Raw genomic sequence first — 20,389 nt, 5'->3', positions numbered from 1 at the left:
GGTTTTGTTGTGTAGGTTTTACCGATGTGATCTTTCGTTTCTCAGGAATGACAGGACAAAAAAATTACTTCCCTGTTTCAATAAATGTTAAAGCTCTGTCTAAAACCTCATCTTTTCCTTCCTGAATTCCCTGAATTGTTGGTTTCACTTCGATATCTGGCACGATACCAATTCTTTGTGTTTCTCTTTTGTCTGGATAAAAGACTCCAATTCCTGAGAATAAGGTATGAAATCCTTCAAAATCAAATTCAGAAACATTCCCGTCTGCACCAGCGGTTTGACTTCCTATAATAGTTGTATGACCTGAAGTTTGAAAGCACATTGCCGTCCATTCTGCCTGACTTTGAGATTTCTCGTTTAGTAAAACAATAACTTTGCCTTTGTAATAATCTTTGTTGTCAAAACCAATTGTAGTGCCGCTGCTCCATTTAAATTTTCCCGGATAACTCAAATCCGGATGTGTATAAATGGCAAATTTCTTTTCCTGAGGGTTTATAAATTCTGCAATTTCTTTAAAAGTCCCATTCGGGTAATTTCTCATATCAAAAACGATTGCTTTCGTAGATTTTAAGACTGCTATCATGTCCGGGATATGTTTCGGTTTTATAACTCCCATATTTACGTAACCAATATTATGATCTAAGAGTTTAAATTTTTCCGGCTTTTTTTGTGCTCCTTTTTTAAATTCATTTCTATGAGAATCATGATAATTAAACCACGTCATTTCTTTTGTAATGTACTTGCCATTTTTAAAAAATTCTACTTTTACAGTATCTGAATTGCTCAATAAAATAGTATTAACCAGCTTCTCTAAATATTTAGGTTCATTAGAAGCGCAAATCAAATCTCTATTTTCTAAGATAATTTCTTTTATAGTTTTATCATTAATTTTAGTAACTATATCTCCAATTTTTATATCATCTGCTTGTGCAAGACTATCTCCCAAAATTTCTGTAACAACCAGTTTATCATCAATTATTTTTCCATGAGCAGGAAAATATCTCTTAATTTTTGAGGTTTTCGAAGAAGAATATATAAAAAACTCTGTATGACTGTCATCTATTCTGGATACTAATTTTTTCATAGTGAGATAAAAATCATCTTGATTGTCAGATTGAATTACAAGTGGGATTGCTTTCTCTAAAGTTGTATCCCATTTCTGCCCCATTAGGTATTTGTCCGGAAAAAAATATTCTATTAAATTCCAGTACATAAATATCATTCGAAGTTTTGAATTTTTATTTGTAAAATCTGGATGTTTATAACTTTCATTTTTCAGAGAAATATTCCCGGCATTTTCTGCTGTGCCCACATAAAATTGCTCGCCTAGGAATCTATTATTTTCTATAAATTTAAGTTTATTCGAAAGCTTTTTAGAGAATAATTTATTGCTTTTAATCCATGATAAATCAAAGTTTTTATCAAAATATTCCACATCTTTTGGTATGGCAATTGGTGCAATTTCTTTAATCGGACCAAGATCATCGATCCAGTTTTCCAGAATCAATGAAAACGCTTCTTGGGTTTGTGCTTTTTCTATTTCAGGAAGTTTTTCTAAAAGCTGTTTATCCCAATCGACTCCTCCTCCGGCTACTTTTGGATGATAATATTTTAAGAAACCCCATACTTTACAGGTTGCAGCAAGTTTTTCCGTTTCGGTAATTTTAGAAGCACTAAAAATAGTTTGACAAAATACAAGGAGGGAAATTAAAGTAATTTTTTTCATCAAAATTTAAGTTTAATATCAATAGTTTTGGATTATTTCGCAGTTTCAATAAACAATAAAGCTCTATCCAAAACCTCATCTCTGCCTTCCTGAATTCCTTTTATGGTTGGTTTTACTTCAATGTCTGGTACGATTCCTATTCTTTGGGTTTCTCTTTTATCTGGATAAAACACTCCAATTCCTGAGAATAAAGTACGAAATCCTTTAAAATTAAACACGGAGATATTTCCATCTGCTCCAGAAGTCTGGCTTCCAATAACAGTGGTATTGCCCGCAGCCTGAAAGCTCATCGCTGTCCATTCTGCATTACTGTGGGTTTTCTCGTTAACCAAAACGATTACTTTTCCTTTATAATTATCTTTGCTATCAAAACCGCTTTTTCGCGGGCTGTTCCACTTAAACCTTCCCGGATAATTTAAATCTGGAACCATACAAACAACAAAATTCTTTTCTTTAGAACTTATAAATTTTGAAATTTCGAGGTAAGTCCCTTTCGGATAACTTCTTACATCAAAAATGATTGCTTTGGCATCTTTTAGCGTTGCAATCATATCAGGAAGATTTTTGACGGTTATTATTCCCATATCTACGTAACCAATATTATGATCTAAAAGTTTAAATTTTTCCTTCTTTCTTGCTCCTTTTTTAAATTCATTTCTATGTGAATCATGATAATCATACCAAGTCATTGTTTTTGTATTGTATTGGCCATTTTTTAAAAACTCTACTTTCACAATATCCGAATTGCTTATTAAAAGTTTTTTAACCAGTTTATCTAAATATTTAGGTTCATTAGAGGCAGAGATCAAATCTCTATTTTCCAAAATATACTCTTTTATTGTTTTATCGTTTATTTTAGTAATTACATCTCCAACTTTTATATCTTCTGCTTGAGCCAGACTATCTGCAAAAATTTCTGTAACGACGAGTTTTTCCTCAATTATTTTTGCGTCAGCAGGAAAATATGTTTTTAGTTTGGGAACATTTTCTGAAGATGAATACAAATAAAAGTCTGTATGACTGTCATCCAGCTTAGAAGTTAATTTTTTCATTACCAGATAAAAATCATCCTGATTCTCAGACTGAAGAACAAGAGGTATTATTTTTTCTAAAGTGGTATCCCAATTCTGATCCATTTGGTATTTATAAGGGAAAAAATATTCTGCGACGTTCCAGAACATAAATACCATTCTAAGTTTTGAATTCTTATCTGTAAAGTCTGGATGCGCATTACTTTCATTTTTCAAACCAATGTTTCCTACACGCTCTAATCCAAAAATATAAAATTGCTCGCCTAGGAATCTATTATTTTCTATAAATTTAAGTTTATTCGAAAGTTTTTTAGAGAATAATTTATTGCTTTTAATCCAAGATAAATCAAAGTTTTTATCAAAATAGTCCACATCTTTTGGTATGGCAATTGGTGCAATTTCTTTAATCGGACCAAGATCATCGATCCAGTTTTCCAGAATCAATGAAAACGCTTCTTGGGTTTGTATTTTTTCTATTTCAGGAAGTTTTTCTAAAAGCTGTTTATCCCAATCGACTCCTCCGCCGGCTACTTTTGGATGATAATATTTTAAGAAACCCCATACTTTACAAGTTGCAGTAAGTTTTTCGGTTTCAGTAATTTTGGTATGGGAAAAAATGCTTTGAGTAAATACAATAAGAAAAAACAGGGTAATTTTTTTCATGCACAGAATCTGGTTAGGTTTTAAATTGTTTTTGGGTAAATTCTTATAAAAAGAAAATCGAATTTAGAAAAAAAATTCTAAATCCGATTGTTGTTCCTTATTTATTGTACAATAAAACTTAATCCAACTGATCCAAAAGGAGCTCTACTTCATCATAATCTTCGTAATCCTGAGAGATGGTCTGCAATATTTCTTTACAGCCTTTATAATCTTTTTGTTTTAGTTTTGATAATGCTAAATACCAAACTGCTTTTTCTTTGTACACAGAATTACCTGATTTTAATTCGTTAAAAACAGCTTCTGCCTTTACAAAATTGCTTTCTTCTAAAAGAGAAACGCCGTAAAAAAACTGAATTTCTGGTGTTTTATTTTTTTGCAGAATTGTTTCAAAAAACGGAATTGCTTTGTTGTATTTTTTCTTATTGTAAAAGATTTCGGCTTCTTTTAAAGTTTCATCTGCGGTTGATCGTTCTGTAAAAGCGGCATGTTCCGGATTGTTATAATCTGAAAAAACAGGATTCTGGTTGTAATTAAAAAAGAACAATCCGAATAAAACCGCTGCAGATGCCGCTGCAACATAATACCACGGTTTAAGCAATACCACTTTGGGTTTAGTTTTATTAAAATGCTTGTCTGATATTTTGGTCAGATTTTCTCTAAACGCTTCTCTTTCCTGTTCATGCTGGAACTTATTTTCTAACTGCAGATGCATTTCTTTGAAAGTCTCCAATTCTGCAGCCAATTCCAGATTTTCAGATAATTGTTTTTCAAAAGCAGTTTTTTCATCAGCAGTCATTTCTCCTTGAAGATATTGGTCAAATAAGATATAGCGTTCTTCGTTCATGACTAATTATTTTTTAATGATTTAAAGTTTTTAGTTTCCTGAATCCATTGTGTCAACTGGCCAATACAAAGCGATTTCTTTTTGCGGACATAACCGTAAGTAACATTCAATTTTTCGGCTACTTCTTCCATTGATTGAAGAGAAAAACTCAGCTTTAATAATTCCTGGCATTTTTCTCCCAATTTTTGAAACATGGTATCAAAAAGTTCTTGTTTTTGGTCAAATTCTTCTGTGTGCGCAATCAACTCAAGTGCAGATTCATTCATAGATACAATGTCTTCCTGAATTGTTACCCCCTGATTAGCAGTTTTTTTCAATTCGTTAAGCCATTTCCTTTTACACAATAGAAAAAAATAGGCATCAAAAGGACAAGTCAATTGAAGGGATTTGGCTTTGGCCTGATTAAAAAGCAAAATCATGATTTCCTGCACCACATCCTGCGCCTGATCCTTGTCTCCAGAATTGTTCATAATAAACAAAACGACCTTTGGAACATACTTTTTATAGATAGACTGAATGACTGCCGAATCATTTGCAGCAAGTCCTTCAATATAAATCTGATCAGGATGAATTTTACTTTTACCCATAAAAAACTTTTTACAGCTAATTTAGAAAAGAATATTAAATAAATCTCAAATAAAAGGGTAACAATTGCAGAATTAAATTGATATAAGTAATAAAATCTTTTAAAAACAATAAAAAATTAAGAGAAATGGAAAGTTATCAATTTATAAATGACAAAAATATTCATCAGTTTGAGAAAATGCTTTCGACCAGAATCAGAAATGGTTTTGTGATTGTAGAGCACGACGAAAAATTACCTTATGTAGTTTTATCCAAAGAAAAAAAAGCAATTAATCATCCTTTTCATTTCTTAATCACTTTTATGACACTTGGACTCTGGGCGTTTGTCTGGATTTATTTTACTGTTACATATTCACAGAAAAAAAACATTTTGGTTGCGGTAGACGAAGACGGAAATCTGTTTGAAGATAAATGCCTTTCAAAATAATTTAAAAAATAATAAAAAACAGGGGTAACAAATTTAAACGGCTGTTGATCTATCTATATAAAACAAAAAATAATTAGAAACAGGGGTAACAATTTTCCCGCAATAAACATCTATTAAAAATTAACTATTTAAACTGAATATTATGAAAACAAATTTTAAATCAATCGGACTATTATTATTTGCTATAACTACTTTAGTAAGCTGCGACAACAGCGACAACAACGGCGATAATCTAATTCTTCCTCCAACTACAGCGGCTTTTAAAGGAATTACTGAAAAAGGAATTAAAAGAAATACACAAAACTTTACCATAACTGCCGGAACTGGTGTGGTTACATTTACTTCTGCAAAAGGTGTTAAAGTGAATATTAATGGTGATTGTTTGACTAAAAACGGAACTGCTGTTACGGGACAGGTAAACATTGAATATATCGAGCTTTTTGATAAAGGAAATATGCTGGTAACCAACAAGCCAACAATGGGAATTACCGCAGACGGAAAGAAAAACCTTTTGATTTCTGGTGGAGAATTCTTCATTAAAGCCACTCAGGGCGGTGTAGAACTTCAGACTTCCTGCACTTTGAATATGATTGTTCCAACAAGTTTAACGGATGGTTTTGATAATTTAATGACTTTATGGACCGGAGTAATTGATGAAAAAGGAGAATTGGCCTGGAAAGATGCAAGAGGCGCAGACGGAAAAGGCGGTGTACAAGGTGAAGGAAACAACTATTATGTAACTTTTGGAAACTTTGGATGGACAAATGTTGATCGTTTTTACAGTGATCCAAGACCAAAAACAACACTTCTTGTAGATGCTCCAGATGGCTATGACAATACGAATAGTGCTGTTTATTTGTCTTATGATGGCGAAGGAAACAATGCACTTGCTAAACTGGATACTTATACAACAGCAGGATTCTTTAGTGAACATTACGGACAAATTCCGGTTGGATTAAAATGCCATGTGATTTTTGCAACAGAAGACAACGGTCAATGGCGTTATGCAATCAAAGCTGTTACGGTTGCGGCAGGAGATGTTTATACTTTTACTCTAGCCGAAACAACAGTCGGTACAGAAGCCCAGCTGATAGCCGCAATCAATGCTATTCAGTAACTTACTAAATACTTTTTGAGAAAAAGTGGTGATTTGCTCACCGCTTTTTTTTACATTTAATCCCGTTTTAAAATTAATTCTGATGATTTTCAGAAGCTAATCCTGCTATTCGTTTCAATCTTTTCCCGGCTAAAAAAGCCAGAAAAAAGATTTCCACTACTATCAGGGCTAAAAAGATCTGGTTATGAAACTACTATCATCTATTCTCTTTCTTCTGTTTTCTGTATTTTCTTTCTCACAAACGAAAGTAAAAGACACCATAACCCGAAGAGCTGCTATTGGTTTTATCCAAAACGGAAATGCCGTTTCCTATAAACCAGAAACGCCGCCTCTGATTCCGATTGCGGGGGCTCCAAAGCCAAGTTATTCGTATTTGTGGGAATTGGGCGACGGGCATTACAGCAAGGAAGCAGCACCAAAACATGTGTATAAAAAGAAGGGAGTTTACACCACACGACTGGCCGTAACAAACAATTACGACAACGGAAAACCTCCTGCAACGCGACCGAAAAAAGTGGCTGTAAATGACGTTACAGATCCTAATTATAAAGACATTGCTTCAATTGCAGATCAGAATGGTTTTGCACTTATTAAAAACTGCGATCCCATTCCGGAGCAGGAAATGGTAGTCGTAGTGAGTTATCAAAATCTTGAGAATTATGTTTCGAGCGGAAAATTATATCTCTTTTATAATGAAAAGCAATTCAAACACAATAACTTCGAATTGAGTGACTTTAGAACGTATGCGGGCGAACGTGAAGTAAAAGAAAACTTAGTCGCTTCTGTAAATGATCTTAACGATTCGAATACTTTTATGGCTTCCGCCGAAGGGAATTTCAAACCTAAAAAATACCGAAATACAACAACCGAAGAAGATCTTGACGCTTCACTTTTAGACGCTGATAAAACCTATAATAATGTTTCGGTTTTAGAATTTTATGATGCTAATCCGGGAGAAACACGTAATGTTTTTTATACGTTTAAAACCACTCCAGAAATGATCAAAGATACCAGTGCAACAGTTACAATGCGCGGAATTTTTGTACCGAATAGAAGTTATAAAAACCACAAGATTAAAAACCTCGAAATGGAAATTGTAACGTCTCACGATCCTAACAAAATGGGATCAAACGGACGGTTTATGAATTATAGGCTGGTTCGTTTTAAACGAGTAAATTTTAAAACACGTTTTCAAAATAATGGCGAAGGTCCGGCACGAAAAATCCGTTTAGAAACAGATATTCCGGACATGTTCGACAAGAAAACTTTTCAGATCGAAAGCATGTATCCAGAATGTCCGATTTGTCCCAAAGGCGAAGAACCAACCGTAAGCTGTCTGGATACTATTATTAAACAAAAACAAATCATTTTTACTTTTAAAAATATTTACCTGCCTGGAACGGAGCAGAAAAATGTACAGGAAAAAGACAGTACAAAGGGCTTTGTAAAATATTCTATGAAGTTTGGTGAAGACTTTCATAAAGTAAAAACCAAAAGCAGAACTTCTATTATTTTTGATAAAAACGAACCTATAATTACCAATTATGCCACTACACGATTTATGCCCGGAATTTCGATTGGTGCAAAAGCAGGTTATAATTTTTATCCTGATTTAGAAAAATCGACCAGTTATTTTGTTGGTGCGACGATTTCGCCTTTTAAATCGTATCGCTTTTACTGGCAGGCAGAATGGGTAAATGCTTTAAACCAATACAATAGTGCAGTTTCTGTTTCAAACGAAATAAACACAAATGCAAACGGAACCCGACAATTAATACGAACCACTACTACAACCGAAAATAAAAACATCAATTGGGAAATTCCTGTTTTGATTCGGTACAACATTAATAATTATATCGGAATCGGAGCTGGAATTCAAGCCAATGTAAATGTTTCTTCTGAGCAGAATCAAAACATGAAAAGAGACATTTTTGAAGGTGATAAAGAGAATTTTCTAATTAGCTCCAACACAACTTCCAATACTGCTAAAAACTCTTTTACAGATATTAAAACTGGTCTTTTATTTGATTTAACTGCGGGTTTTGCCAGAATTGGTCCGAGTTTGGGCGCACGTTATGTGATAAATTTTGAGCAGCATTTTAATTATTTTCAGGTTTATGGAATATGGAAGTTTTAATTTATTTCACCATATAAGTGATATAAGTTCATATTAAAAACAGGTTTTTTATTTTTTGACTTATATTTATATCGGTGAAAAATAAAGGCATTAAAAATTGATATAACCTTGATGATTAACTCAAATTATATGCAAAGAAATAATATGAACTTATATCACTTATATGGTTTAATTTTCTTTTTTATAAATTTGAATGTTTTTGGGCAAAATTCTATTTCTCAAGAAGATAAAATATATAATGCTGTTGATGTTTTTGCTGCTCATCCTTCCGCGAAAGCGTTACAAAATTTAAAAAATACTGAAGCTGATTTTTGGAAAAATCCGAAACCAAAAACTAAAGATGAATTGTTGGCAATTGTAGTTTTAAATTGCAATAAAGCCTATTATGAAAACCAGTTTGGGCAGACTGAAAATGCAATTTCAAGTTACGAAAAGGCTTGGCAGATTTATCAAAAACACAAACTTTCTAATTACGACATAATTGAATTCTGCCTCAAACCTTTGGGCAATTTATACACTGTTCTGGGCGATTATGACAGTGCCGAAAACACTATAAAACAATATTTTTTTATTGTCAATACTGCTAAAAATTATCCTGAAGGACAAAAGCAAAAGTTTGCTGCGATTTTGAATTTATCGAATGTATATCAGGGTTCTGGCAAAATTTCTCTGGCAATTGAACTTTTAGAAAACACTTTAAAAACAGAGCAATTATCCAATTCTCAGAAAGGGATTTTATTAAATAATTTAGGGAATAATTATTTACTGAGTTCAACAGGAAATCTGATACGGCCCGAAATTCATCAAAATGCAACAAAAGCTTTTGAACTGGCTGTAAAATATCTCAAGGACGAGAAAAATCAAACGGAAACTGTATCCAATTCTTATCAAAATCTGGCAGTGCTTAATCGCCAAAGGGAAAATTTTGAAACTGCGAATTCTTATTTAAAAAAGTCCGAAGAACTTCTTCTTAAAACAAAAACCCAACAGCCGAGAAAATTAGCTAAGCTGTATTATGAAAAAGCGTTATTGCTTTTTGATGAAAGAAAATTTGATGAAAGTTCGAAACAGATTTCGGTTGTTTTTAAAATTCTACTTCCAAATTATAATTCAAAAAATATTCTTCCGGAGCAAAGTCAGTTGTACACAGAAACAGTTTTAGTAGATGCGCTCGATTTACAGGCAGAAATTTTAAAGATAAAGCAGCCCAAAAAAGCATTGAAAGCCTTTGATCTTTCTTTTTATATTGAAGATTTACTGATGAACAGTCTGATATATGAAAACTCTAAAATCCTTATGCAATTGAGATCCCGAAATCGTACGGAGAAATGCATTTTGATTTATAATGAATTATTCAAAAAAGAAGGCAAAACTCACTATCTGGAAGAAGCTTTTGAATTGGCTGAACGAACAAAATCGGGAATTTTGCAACGTTATCGCTCTAATATTAAAAGTGCTTCTGCAGAAGAAAAACAGCTGTTGCACGAACTTCAAAATTTAAATAATGCTATTTTAAAAGAACAGCAAAAGGGAGATTCAGCTGATATTTCAAAAATAAATCAATTCATAAAAAAGGAAAATGAATTGATGATTTCGCTTAAAAAAATCCAATTAAAAAATCTGGATTATCTTCCTGAAAAATCTGATTTAAAAGCTTTATTTTCAAAATTGGAAGATGATAAAGCCATGATGGTTTATTATTTTATGGGTTTTGACAATCAATATTATTTCACTTTACAAAATAATACAATTCAATTAAATCTCTTAAATACTACACACGTCTCAATACCTAAAATTGTGCAATTTGTAGATTATTTCAATTCTCCTGATGCTATTACAAATGATATTGCAGGTTATCAAAAATGCGGAAAAGATGTTTTTAATATTTTAAAACTCCCCAATAATTCTGTTTACCAAAACCTCATCATTGTTCCCGACGGAATTTTGAATTTTCTTCCTTTTGAAGCTTTGATTACGCAGGAATCTAAGACAACAAATTTTGCTAAAATGCATTATTTACTGAATGATTTTAAGATTGCTTATAATCTCTCGGCAAATATTTATCTGAGTTCTAAACCCGTTTCTAGATTAGAAAAAACGGTTTTGGGCGTTTTTCCGGTTTTCGAAGGCACTCCTTTTGAACTGAGTTATTCTAAAAAAGAATTAGAAGCTATTAGAAGTAATTTTAACGGCAAATATTTAGAAAATTCTGATGCTTCTTATCAGAATTTCAAAAATAATGCTGCTGCTTATTCTATTTTGCATTTAAGCACACACGCTTCTTCGGGCGATATTGAAACTCCGGCGAGCATTAAATTTTATGATCAGGAAATCTTATATTCAGAATTGTATAATCTGCATATCAATCCGGATTTAGTGGTTTTAAGTGCGTGTGAGACCGGAATCGGAAAATTGTATAAAGCTGAAGGCGCAATGAGTGTAGCGAGAGGTTTTCAGTTTGCAGGTGCACAGAATTTGTTATTTTCTCTGTGGAAAGTAAATGATTATACAACATCGGTTTTTATGACCGATTTCTATAAAAACATTAAAAATAATGGTTCCTTTTTTGAAGCCAATACGAAGGCTAAATTGGATTATCTAAACGACAAAGCGATTTCGAATGTCAAGAAATCACCGTATTATTGGAGTTCGTTTGTGTATTATGGATCAATATCGTCAGAAGAAAAATCAGGAAATTATATCTATTATGCGATTAGCTTTTTGATTCTAATTGGCTTATTTTTGGGTTTCAATCCTTATCGAAAATGGAAAATCTTCACGAAGTTCTCAAAAAAGAGAAATACAAAAAAATAAAGTTTAAAGTCACCAAAACACAGCACTTACAGATCAAAGCCAAAATAAACGGCATTTCGGGAAATTTCATTTTAGATACCGGCGCTTCTAATTCCTGTGTTGGATTTGAATGTATTGAACGTTTTGAACTGGACGCAAAAAAATCTAAAACCAAAGCATCCGGAGCTGGCGGCACTGGGATGAAAACGCAGATTTCTGCTCAAAATAAACTGCAATTGGGAAGTTGGAAAAACAAAGATTTCAGTATTGTTATTTTTGATCTTTCGCATGTAAATGAAGCTTTAGAATCTTATAAAGCAAAACCTGTTCACGGTATTATTGGTGCCGATGTTCTGCTGGAAGGAAAGGCGATTATAGATTATTATAATCATTATTTGTATTTGAAATAAAGAATAAAATTGGTTCCAGGTTAAATTAAGGGAAATTATTTAATGAAACTGAAAAAGAATTTTACATTTTTTTAACAATATTTACTTTATAATTCTTTGACGATTGGGTTTTTTATTTACATTTGTTAGACCAATTTTAACAAATTTTTTACTATGAAAAAAACTCTACTTTGTTTTATTTTTCTACTATTTTCCAATTTATTTTATTCTCAGGCAGGTGATCTCGTGAATTGTGCGGGAGTAACTACTTTTAATTTACTTAACAGCAGATCTTTATTACTTGGTACCATAAATCAGGTGCCAGCTGATATCCGTTATTATGAAAGTCTTGAAAATGCTAGTAATAATGTAAATGCAATTCAAACACCCAGTCAATATGTAAGCACTGCTCCTTCTAAAACTATTTATGCCAGAATAGAATATAATGGCGCAGTTACAACCAATTATTTTAATTTGATCGTAGCCGATCCGTTAACTGCATCGCTCCAAACAAACATGGTTACTTGTGCAGGAGAAAAGAATGGTTCTGTAGTTGTAAATACTTCTGGCGGAAAAGCTCCTTTTACTTATAAATTAAATTGGCAGACTGTTCAAAATACGAATGTTTTTAATAATCTATCTGGAGGCTATTACAGTATTATTGTTACGGATGCATTGGGATGTGAGACAACTGTAGAGACCTATGTTACCGAACCTGTGATGCTTACAATATATCCATTAATACAAAATCAGAAAATAACGGCTTTCACCAGCGGAGGAACTTTACCGTATCAATATTCTCTGGATGGATCTGTCTATCAGCCAAATAATATTTTTGATAATGTAGCGCCGGGAAATCATTTATTGTGGACTAGAGATGCAAATGGATGTGTTACACAAAAAACTGTAACTGTTTCTGCAGTCTCTACGGTTGTAGCAGCGGTTACGGCAACTCCTATAAATTGCAATAATCCTGCGGCTGTTGTAACGATTACGGCAAGCGGCGGCCAGCCTCCATACGCATACTCAATTGATAACGGACTTACTTACAACGTTTCGAATATATTCTCAAATGTATTTCCTGGTCTTTATTATATAAAAGTTAAGGATACTCAGAACTATGAAACTACTGTAGGGATTAACATAAATCCGGCTCCTGTCTTAACAGTAGCGGCCAGTGTGACAAAAAATATTGATTGTGTCAGTCTTGCTTCAATAAATGCAAGTGCTGCGGGAGGTACGGCGCCTTACGTATATTCGATAAATGGCAGTCCGTTTCAATCTTCTAATGCTTTTCCAAATTTAGCATCAGGAGTTTATCATATTACTGTAAAAGATGCTCAGAATTGTACTTCTATAACAAATGAAATTGTAATTGATCCAATTATTCCGTTGTCTGCAGTTATAAATCAAACAGCAGATTATTGTTCTTCCTCTTCTATAGTTGTAACTGCTTCTGGAGGTCAGTCTCCATACCTCTATTCGTTTGATGGCGGGGCTACTTATCGACCTTCAAATAGTTATTCTGCATTTCCCGGACTGTATAGTGTGATCGTGAGAGATGCTAATGGCTGTCAATTTAACACACAATTTGTTTCTGAATCTCCTTTTCCTTTAACAATTACTTCGTCTTTGACTGATAACGAAGATTGCGATGGAAACAGAACACTTACTGTCACTACGATTGGAGGAACTGCTCCTTACGTATATTCTATAGGTAATGGGTATCAGGCAGGCAATACTTTTTATAATGTATTGGCTGGAAATTATACCGTATCGGTACAAGATTCAAAAGGATGCATAAAAAATATGTCTTTGAGCGTTACACCGCCGAATGTTTTAAAAAGTACAATTTCTATAAAAAATGCCATATGCAATGGTTCTGCGACTGGGGAAGTTACTGTAATGGCTTCGGGAGGTTTTTCTCCTTATACTTATTCTTTGAATGGTGCTGCTTTTGTAAGCACTAATGTTTTTAATAATTTAACTGCAGGATCATATACTGTTACGGTTAAGGATGCCAAAGGATGCAACAGATCTCATTACTTAAATATTGCTGAGCCAAACAGTCTTGCAATGAATATTGATGTAATTACCGAAACTCAAGATGAGTATGTTGGTGCAAGAATAACACCCGTATCAACGGGAGGAACCGCTCCCTATACCTATAATATAAAAAATAATGTTACTGGCGAAATTGTTGCTCAGAACGAAAAAATTATAGCGTGGAGTGGTTTTAAACCAGGTTCATATACTTTTACAGTTATAGATTCAAACGGATGTACTTTCGAAAATAATAATGTTAATATCGTTATTCAATCTCCTATTATATTAAATGCAGTTAGAACTCCTACTACTTGTACAAATAATTTTGCTTCCTTAAGTATAAATCCATCTGGAGGTGTTGCTCCTTATCTTTACTCTTATGACAAGGGTGCAACTTATACAACCTCCAATACAGGATTAAGCAATTTGAGTACAGGTTTTTATACTATTTATGTAAAAGATGCAGCGGGCAGTCGGGCGTACGCTAATATTTCTGTTAAACCTTATGAACCTGTTGCAATTGTCACAACAACTACAAATACAAATTGTTACGGATCTAATGACGGAACTCTAATTGTAAATGCAGCTGGAGGGGTAGCACCTTATACTTATTCGATAGGAAATGAATACAGTACCTCTAAAGTTTTTAATAATTTAGCTGCTGGTGACTATATTTTAAATGTTAGAGATGCTGCCGGATGTATTACAACAGCTAATGTTAAAATAGGACAACCGGACTTTATATCATACCAAATTTCTATTACAAACAGTACTACTGTTAACAGCAGAGACGCAAGAATTGTAATTGTCCCTTATGGAGGAACTGCCCCATACCTCTATTCACTACAATCAGAAAATGGCGTAACTTTAATACCTTTTCAACCTTCTAGTAATCTTGCAAATTTATTAATAGGAACTTACAATGTATTAATTAAAGACTCCAAAGGATGTTTAAGAACTGTAACCCGAGTAAATCTTGCTTCTACAATTCTTACTGCTACGGCTGTCGTTACACCTGTTACCTGCACTTCACCAGGTACAATTACGATAAATACAGTGGGCAAAATACCTGCTGCATACTCCTTTAATGGTAATAATTACACTCCTTCGAATGTAGCACACTTACCTTCAGGAACTTACAATATTAAAATTAAAGATGTTCAAAATAATATTACAACAATTTATGCCACAATTCCTGCTTTAAACAGGGTAATAATTCCAACAGCAGTTATCTCTGAAATAGATTGTAACGGAAGTAATAATGCAGTTATAAAAGCACCTGCTTCTGGAGGAAAAGCACCTTATACCTATAAACTAAATAATGGTTCTTATCAGGGCAGTGATACTTTTTCAAATCTATCTCCAGGCACTTACCAAATAGGAGTAAAAGACAGCAATCAGTGTACTTATATCAAAGTTATTACAATAACAGAACCTGCTGTATTGGCCTCAAATGTTGAAATTACAGATAACAAAATCACTGTTAATACAACGGGAGGAACTGCTCCATATACTTATGAACTTGTAAATGAGACTGGAAGTGTAACAGCTGTTCAAACATCAAATATTTTTAATGATGTGCCTGCCGGAACTTACCTGGTAAAAGTTAAAGATGCCAGAAATTGTACATCAGTATACAATGGTATTAGTATTTCTGAAACTGCAGCGCCAAGTACAACTGGTAAAACGTCTTCTGCTGTACAAATTACAGAAGGACCTGCTAAATCAGTTTTAACTGCTGCTGATTTTACTGATTTTAGATTTTATCCGAATCCTGTAGAAAATATAGTAACAGTAAACAATACTTCTATAATTGATGAGGTTCAGATTTTGTCTGTTTCAGGGAATTCAATTCTTATAAAGAAAATTAATAATACCCAATCTGAAATCGATTTATCGAATCTTTCTACCGGGATTTATATTTTAAAAGTAACTTCTCAAGGAAAAGAGAAAACAACTAAAATTATAAAGAAATAAAGACTTCAAAATCAATAGTAAAAAGCCTTCATTGTAAATAATGAAGGCTTTTTTTTATTGTAATTTTTATGTAGTTTCTCTTGTTTCTATTTTCGGAGCGTGATGCTTTTTTAATGATAAATAAGCCAAAACAGTACTCAACAGCATTAATAATCCACCTAAAATAAAAGGAGCTCCCGCAAATTTAAATGGTGCGTCATTATGAGTAAAAAAGTAGAAAGTGTTTGCCATCATTGGCGGCCCTATAATTGCAGAAGCACTCATTAAACTTGTCAAAGTTCCTTGGATTTCTCCTTGTTCGCTTGGCGCTACTTTACTGGCAACAACAGATTGCAAAGCTGGTCCGGTGATACCGCCCAGACAGTACGGAATTAAAATTACAAATGCCATCCAGCTTTCTGTAGCAAAAGCAAACAGTACCATTCCGATAGTATAAAATGCCAACCCCAGATAAATACTTTTTTCGTTTCCTAATTTTGGATTGGTCCAGCGAATTAATACTCCTTGTACAAGTCCAATTAACAATCCGATTATTCCTAATGATATTCCGATCATTTTTTCATCCCAGTTAAATTGGTAAATGGTATAGAAACTCCAATTGCTTTGTACGGCATGAGATCCAACGTATAAAAAAAATATAGCTGCAATTAGACCTATTAAAGTTGGATGTTTTTTTAGACCAAGAATGGCTCCAATTGGGTTGGCGCGTTTCCATTCAAATTCTCTTCGGTTTTCTTTTTTTAAGGATTCAGGCAAAATAAAAAATCCGTATAAAAAGTTAACCATACATAAAACTGCTGCCGCATAAAATGGAACTCGAGAACCATATTGTCCTAATAATCCGCCGATCACCGGCCCGATAATAAAACCTAGTCCAAAAGCGGCGCCTATTAATCCGAAATTTTTTGCCCTGTTTTCTGGTGTACTCACATCTGCAATATAAGCTGATGCAGTGGTAATACTTGCTCCGGTAATTCCTGCAATTATTCGGCCAATAAATAACCAAATTATTGTAGGCGAAAAAGCCAGCAGCAGATAATCTAATGAAAAACCAAAAAGAGATATTAAGATAATTGGTCTTCTGCCAAATTTATCACTCAAATTACCAATTACGGGTGCAAAAACAAATTGGGTTATCGCATACGCGAAAGTCAGCCAGCCTCCAATTTTTGCCGCTTCGCTGATATCGCCATGTATCAATTCTTCAATTAATTTTGGAATCACCGGAATAATAATTCCCCATCCTGTAATGTCAATTAACATGGTTATGAAAATAAAACCAATCGCCGCAGATTTATTTTTTTGTAGCATAATAATTTTAGTAAGATTATACAAATAAACATATTTTTAAATTAACAATAAAAAAATCCCAAATTCCTAATCCCGAAAGGTCGGGAGGAATTTGGGATTTTTTAAATTTTGAAATCCTAACTTAGAATTTCACTATTGAAAATTAAATCAAAATTAATGAGTATGTTTCGGATTAAAACCGTCTTCGCTTAATTCAGTATGCTCATAATCAGCAACCATTTCAGCTTCGTAATCGACTTTTTCTCCTTTGCTTACTCTAGCAATGATTTTCTCCATGATGTTATAAATAACCGGAACTACGATTAAGGTCAGGAATAAAGAAGAAATTAATCCTCCGATAATTACCCAAGCCAATCCGTTTTTCCATTCAGCTCCAGCTCCAGATGCTAATGCAATTGGAAACATACCAAATACCATCGCAATTGTAGTCATCAAGATCGGACGTAAACGAGCGTGATTCGCCTGAATTAATGCCGTTCTGATTGATTCTCCTGCAGCTCTTCTTTGATTTGTATAATCGACAAGCATGATCGCATTCTTACACACCAGACCAATCAACATGATAATACCTAAGATCGTAAAGATATTTAATGAGTTGTTTGTTAAAGCCAGTGCTAACATCGCCCCGATAAACGAAAGCGGGATCGCAAATAATACTACAAATGGATGCACGAAACTGTCATACAAACTCACCATTACAAGGTAAACCAAAATAATAGCTGCTAATAAAGCGATTCCTAAAGTACCAAATCCTTCAGATTGGTTCTCTTGATCTCCACCCCAGATATAATTTACTCCGGCTGGTTTTTTCAGTTTATCCAGCTTTTCCTGCCAGATTCCAACAATTGTTCCTGATGGAACCCCAACGTTTTGTCCTTTTACCGTTACCGAAGCCGATTTGTCTCTTCGCTCTAACTGGCTAGGTCCAGAACCTTCTGTAATATCTGCAAACTGAGACAATTTAATTTGTTGTCCTGCAGCATTTACAAAAATCAAGTTACTTACGTCAGTAATACTTTTTCTGTCGAATGCATTATATCTAATGTTGATGTCGTATTCGTATTCACCGGCTCTGTATTTACCATCTGTGTTACCGCTAAAAGCAGTCTGCATAGTTAAACCTACTGTTTGAAGTGTTAATCCTAAAGCAGCCATTTTATCACGGTCTACTTTTACGTTAACCTCAGGGTTTCCGTCTTCAACCGTTAATTTAATCTCTGTTGTTCCAGGAATCGTTCTTAATTCGGCTTCAGCCAATTTAGCAAATGCCATAGCACTTTCTGTAGATGGACCTGTTACGATTAATCCTAAAGTTGCATCTTCGGCAGTACCTAAGATACCTACAGGAACCGTTTTTACTTTTGCACCAACTAGAACTTTTTCTAACTTACGTTTGATTTTTGCTGCGTAAACATTCGCATCATCCGTACGGTCTTTTTGTTCGATCATTTTTACGTCAATCTCAGCTTTGTAAGCCGTTGCCTGCGATGCTCCAAAACCTTCACTGGTTTGTCCTACAGTAGTAATCTGGCTGTGAACGTATTCTTGAGATTTTAAGTAAGCTTCGGCTTTTTGAGTCATGAAGTTGGTTTGTTCTAATGAAGCGTCTTTCGGCATTTCAATTTGAACTAAAAACTCTCCACTATCAGATGATGCAAAGAATTCTCCACCAATAAATCCACCTCCCATTAATCCGATTGTCGATCCGAAGAACAATACCAATACAACTAAGATCGTTTTAATATAATGATCTAAACACCAAGTCAATAATTCAGAAACCCAGTTCGTGAAACGAGTTAAATAACTTTCGAAACCAAGAATTACTCTTCCGAAGAAATTTTTCCCTTCAATATGCTCTAATTTTCCAAAACGAGAGGATAACCAAGGAATGATAGTAAACGAAGCTAAAAGTGATAGCAAAGTTGATATAATTACCGTAACACAAAATTGTGTAATAATATTAGAAACCAATCCAGAACTCATCGCGATAGGCAAGAACACTACCACAATTACTAATGTGATCGAAGTTACTGTACCGCCAATTTCGGCTGTTCCGTCATAAGACGCACGAATACGGCTTTTACCCATTTCCATATGTCGGTAAATATTTTCGAGGACCACAATCGCATCATCGACCAGAATACCTACAACAAGAGATAATCCTAATAAACTCATTAAGTTCAGAGTGTATCCCATTAAATAAATTCCGATAAATGTAGCAATCAAAGATGCCGGAATCGAAACCATTACGATTAGCGAGTTTCTAATACTGTGCAGGAAGAACAACATTACAAAAGCTACCAGAACTACCGCAATTAATAAATCGTGTACAACAGAATCTGCTGCTTCAAGAGTAAAAATTGTACTGTCTTTTGCAACTTCTAGTTTTAAGCTGTTTACTTTATAATCTTTTTCAAGAATCGCAATTGTTTTCAATAACTGCTCACTTACTGCAACCGCATTGGCATCAGATTGTTTTACGATTTGTAATACAATAGCGCTTTTTTGATCTACACGCGATATTTTCTCTGCAATTTTCTGCGTATCCTGAACATCGGCAATATCACTTAAACGAACCTGAATTCCGTTTTGAGAAGAAACTACTAAGTTTCTTAATTCTTCAACATTTTTATATTTACCTGCTAAACGAATTAATATTTTTTGATTACGAGTCTGAATGTTTCCTGTTGGGAAATCCAAGTTCGAAGTCAAAATATTTTGCTGTACCTGAGGAACAGACAAATTATAACCCTGCATTTTTACAGCGTCAAGATTTACCTGAATTTCACGCTCAGAACCACCAATAATATTTACCTGCGCCACACCTTGTACACGAGATAAAATAGGCGCAATTTTTTTGTCAATTAAGTCATAAAATTCAGCTTCGTCCATTTTACCATTGGCACCAAGCGTCATGATTGGTAAATCACTCAGCGAGAATTTGGTCAGTGCCGGAGTCTTAACATCATCTGGCAAATCACTAATAATGGCATTAATTTTTCGCTGTGCATCATTTAGAGAGAAATCGACTTTTGCGTTTGAGGTCAATGTAATCGAAACAATAGACAAACTTTCGTACGATTTTGAGTCAATTTTCTTGACATTCTCCAGAGACGCAATCGCATCTTCAATTTTTTTAGTTACAGTATTTTCAACCTCACTCGGAGATGCTCCAGGATAGATAGTAGAAATTGTAATAACGTTTTGTTCAAATTTTGGGATCAGCTCATAGCCTAATTGGCTGTAACTGAACAATCCACCAAGTGTTAGAATTGTAAACAATACAATTACTAACGACGGACGTTTTATGGATATTTCGGCTAATTTCATATTTGTTGCTTTA

Annotated in this window: 12 protein-coding genes; 6 read left to right on the top strand and 6 right to left on the bottom strand. The window is 33.9% G+C overall.

The genetic code is table 11. The features are described 5' to 3' along the window. Nucleotides 1-64 precede the first annotated feature (64 nt). The 4 genes from B0A68_RS16260 to B0A68_RS16245 form a co-directional block, all read right to left on the bottom strand. Entirely contained in the window at nucleotides 65-1,726 is a 1,662-nt protein-coding gene (locus tag B0A68_RS16260; RefSeq protein WP_035686594.1) for a S41 family peptidase, read from the bottom strand. A 32-nt stretch (nucleotides 1,727-1,758) separates the two neighbouring features. Then, nucleotides 1,759-3,420 (bottom strand): S41 family peptidase, encoded by a 1,662-nt coding sequence (locus B0A68_RS16255; RefSeq protein ID WP_035686597.1) that lies wholly within the window; start codon nucleotides 3,418-3,420, stop codon nucleotides 1,759-1,761. Nucleotides 3,421-3,538: 118 nt separating this feature from the next. After that, the gene (locus tag B0A68_RS16250) at nucleotides 3,539-4,264 is read right to left on the bottom strand and encodes a tetratricopeptide repeat protein (RefSeq protein WP_035686599.1); all 726 of its coding nucleotides are present in this window, start codon (nucleotides 4,262-4,264) and stop codon (nucleotides 3,539-3,541) included. 2 nt (nucleotides 4,265-4,266) lie between these two features. Beyond that, nucleotides 4,267-4,851 carry an RNA polymerase sigma factor gene (locus B0A68_RS16245; protein ID WP_035686602.1) on the bottom strand — a complete coding sequence of 195 codons (585 nt, stop codon included), beginning with the start codon at nucleotides 4,849-4,851 and terminating at the stop codon, nucleotides 4,267-4,269. Between the two features lie 125 nt (nucleotides 4,852-4,976). Between B0A68_RS16245 and B0A68_RS16240 the strand changes: the two genes are divergently transcribed. From B0A68_RS16240 to B0A68_RS16215, 6 genes are all read left to right on the top strand, one after another. Continuing rightward, complete coding sequence (locus B0A68_RS16240; protein WP_035686605.1) at nucleotides 4,977-5,276, top strand: hypothetical protein; 300 nt, start codon at nucleotides 4,977-4,979, stop codon at nucleotides 5,274-5,276. Nucleotides 5,277-5,418: 142 nt separating this feature from the next. Continuing rightward, entirely contained in the window at nucleotides 5,419-6,393 is a 975-nt protein-coding gene (locus tag B0A68_RS16235) for a hypothetical protein (RefSeq protein WP_035686608.1), read from the top strand. A gap of 184 nt (nucleotides 6,394-6,577) precedes the next feature. Continuing rightward, entirely contained in the window at nucleotides 6,578-8,530 is a 1,953-nt protein-coding gene (locus tag B0A68_RS16230; RefSeq protein ID WP_035686611.1) for a PKD domain-containing protein, read from the top strand. 129 nt (nucleotides 8,531-8,659) lie between these two features. After that, entirely contained in the window at nucleotides 8,660-11,344 is a 2,685-nt protein-coding gene (locus tag B0A68_RS16225) for a CHAT domain-containing protein (protein WP_240475264.1), read from the top strand. Continuing rightward, nucleotides 11,296-11,733 carry a retropepsin-like aspartic protease gene (locus B0A68_RS16220; protein WP_035686612.1) on the top strand — a complete coding sequence of 146 codons (438 nt, stop codon included), beginning with the start codon at nucleotides 11,296-11,298 and terminating at the stop codon, nucleotides 11,731-11,733. Before B0A68_RS16225 ends, B0A68_RS16220 begins: the two co-directional genes overlap by 49 nt. A gap of 153 nt (nucleotides 11,734-11,886) precedes the next feature. After that, nucleotides 11,887-15,735: a T9SS type A sorting domain-containing protein gene (locus tag B0A68_RS16215; protein WP_035686613.1), complete on the top strand. Its 3,849-nt coding sequence runs from the start codon at nucleotides 11,887-11,889 to the stop codon at nucleotides 15,733-15,735. Between the two features lie 66 nt (nucleotides 15,736-15,801). Here the strand turns inward: B0A68_RS16215 and B0A68_RS16210 are convergent, their stop codons facing one another. Both B0A68_RS16210 and B0A68_RS16205 read right to left on the bottom strand, forming a co-directional pair. Then, on the bottom strand, nucleotides 15,802-17,046 hold the full coding sequence (locus tag B0A68_RS16210; protein WP_035686614.1) for a TCR/Tet family MFS transporter: 1,245 nt from the start codon (nucleotides 17,044-17,046) through the stop codon (nucleotides 15,802-15,804). A gap of 153 nt (nucleotides 17,047-17,199) precedes the next feature. Then, complete coding sequence (locus tag B0A68_RS16205) at nucleotides 17,200-20,376, bottom strand: efflux RND transporter permease subunit (protein WP_035686615.1); 3,177 nt, start codon at nucleotides 20,374-20,376, stop codon at nucleotides 17,200-17,202. Nucleotides 20,377-20,389: the final 13 nt, after the last annotated feature.

Origin of the sequence: Flavobacterium reichenbachii (assembly GCF_002217435.1) — a bacterium.
Lineage (GTDB): Bacteria > Bacteroidota > Bacteroidia > Flavobacteriales > Flavobacteriaceae > Flavobacterium > Flavobacterium reichenbachii.
Note: the sequence above shows the minus strand (reverse complement) of the source record. Positions and strands in the feature narration are given on the sequence as shown.